Origin of the sequence: Acidiphilium rubrum (genome assembly GCF_900156265.1) — a bacterium.
Lineage (GTDB): Bacteria > Pseudomonadota > Alphaproteobacteria > Acetobacterales > Acetobacteraceae > Acidiphilium > Acidiphilium rubrum.
Genome location: NZ_FTNE01000071.1, coordinates 1 through 1621 on the forward strand (window position 1 = coordinate 1; position 1621 = coordinate 1621).

A 1621-nucleotide genomic window follows, 5' to 3' on the forward strand; every position below is an offset into this window, starting at 1 on the left:
CCGCATTTATTCATGAGGGCGTTTCATTCAATTCTTCTACAATTAGCTATGCAACCTGACGTCGTGGGCGCGTGACGACTCACCGGCCGCTCTGGGCTGGTTTTGATGAGCTTGGCGATGTGTCGGCGCTGGAGTTGGATGAGATCGGGACCGGTCGGGGCAACCGCCCCTGGGCTCAGACCAGTAACCTGGGCAGTCTGGCCAGAGCGTAGCGGAGAATGACCTGATCCGGCATCGATCGCGGCAGATGCAGGCGAATTGATTTCTTCAATGTCTCGACCTGGACGGCGAGTTTGATCAGGCGTAGCCGCAAGGTATCGAACTGGATACCACGCCAGCGTGAGCGACGCGGCATCAGGGAGCGAAAACTCCACATCAGACAATATGCACCGATATGCAGGAACAGGCGCATCTGGTTGGCGCTGGCCCGCGAGCACGAGGTGCGGTCGGCCGCGAGATGGGTCTTCCACGCCTTGATGTGATTTTCAGCCTGGCCGCGCGCGCAGTAGATGTTTTGATACAGGGTGCGTGGCGATCCAGCCTTCAGGTTGGTGACGATAAAGCGGGTATCGACCCCCATCGGTCCGGCCTCGACGCGCGCGATGATCCGCTCGACGCGGTCCCAGCTTGCCGCACCATCATGGAACTCCTTGAACCTCCGAACTTTCTCGCCCGGTGTCTGTTCCGCCCGGGCCGCGGTGCTGGCCTCCAGAGCGATGACGTGTTTGCGCAGCGTCGATGTCGGCGCAACACCGAAGATGTAACTCAGGTCGCGCGCGCGACAGAAACGCAGCACTTCCGGCGTGCAGTAGTGGGAATCGCCGCGCAGCATGATCGCGGTGCGCGGCCAGTGGCCACGGATGGCATCGATCAGGCGGCGCAGCCATTTGACGATCTGGCTCCCTTTCGGTCGGCATGCGGGGCGCAGCACGGCGGCGATCATACGGCCGTCACCATCGAACACCACGATCGGCTGGAAACCGTATTCATCGTGGTGCGCGTTGAACAAACAGAGTTGCTGTGCGCCGTGGACGGCATCGAAGGTATCGTCGATGTCGAGCACGATGCTGTTGGGCACTCTACGGAAACTCGAGCAATAATGCTCGACCATCGCCATGCCCATGCGCAGCAGCGCGCGGGGTCCGGGCAGGTTCTCAGTGCGCGAGATCGTTGCCTGTGAGCACAAATCCCCCGCCTCGGGCAGGCGCTCCATCGCGAGCTTGAAGATCGGATCGCGGCGCAACCTGTCCGCGTCGTTGCCATCCTCGTAGCCGGCCGCGATCATCAGCATGCGAAACCGGATGATTTCGTCGAGCCCATGGATCACACGCCCAGGCGCACGAGGATCATCGATGCATGCGGCCAAACGACTTGCGATGCCGAGCCGTTGCTCGATGGCGCGTAACCCCAGCAACCCCCCGTCGGAGGAGAGCAGATCGCCGTCGAACCGGGCCTCGATCGACTTGCCGGCGACAGGTGACAGACCAGGGAGAATTGGAGTATTTGCAACCGAGGCGAGCATGGTGTTCCGTCGTGGTGAAGTTTTGTCTCAACAACAAATACTTACAACGAATCAACGGTTTACGCTATGCTCGCCGACCTTCATGCATAATGCGGGCTA

The 1621-nt window shown here is 60.6% G+C and carries 1 protein-coding gene; it reads right to left on the reverse strand.

Annotated features, from left to right (window positions below; genetic code table 11):
- Positions 1-175: 175 nt before the first annotated feature.
- Entirely contained in the window at positions 176-1522 is a 1347-nt protein-coding gene (locus tag BW994_RS18715) for an IS1380 family transposase (RefSeq protein WP_076454865.1), read from the reverse strand.
- Positions 1523-1621: the final 99 nt, after the last annotated feature.

Coding starts and splice junctions, on each gene's coding strand:
- BW994_RS18715 (WP_076454865.1), bottom strand. CDS start 1,522: ATGCTCGCCTCGGTTGCAAATACTCCAATTCTCCCTGGTCTGTCACCT.